We start from the raw sequence: 384 nt of genomic DNA, 5'->3' as shown, positions 1-384 counted from the left end.
GTATGTCCGCGCGCTTCCCCGGGGCACCGTCCGTCGCCGCCTTCTGGGCGAACCTCCGCGAAGGCGTCGACAGCGTCAGCGTCTTCTCCTCGGGCGGCACCGAGCCGGACCATGTCCCCGTCGGCGGTGTCCTCGACGACATCGAGGGCTTCGACGCGGACTTCTTCGGTATGAGCCCCAAGGAGGCCCAGCTCACCGACCCCGCGCACCGGCTCTTCCTCGAATGCTGCCACCAGGCGCTGGAGGAAGGGGGCTACGCGGCCTCGGCGCCCGGCACCCGCATCGGTGTGTTCGCTGGTTCCGGTATGAATCTGTACGACCACCAGGACGCGCCCGGCGCCACACCCCCGCCCCCGGACGGCGACCCGGCCACCGGCCTGCTGA

At 71.4% G+C, this 384-nt stretch carries 1 protein-coding gene; it reads left to right on the top strand.

All coding sequences use genetic code 11. The features are described 5' to 3' along the window. The coding region (locus tag KBY19_RS36045) for a beta-ketoacyl synthase N-terminal-like domain-containing protein (protein WP_282107160.1) at positions 1–384 on the top strand (384 nt) is incomplete at both ends.

It is taken from the genome of Streptomyces sp. B15 (genome assembly GCF_018070605.1).
GTDB lineage: Bacteria > Actinomycetota > Actinomycetes > Streptomycetales > Streptomycetaceae > Streptomyces > Streptomyces smyrnaeus.
The sequence above is the reverse complement of the archived record's forward strand: the minus strand, read 5'-3'. Positions and strand labels throughout refer to the sequence as shown.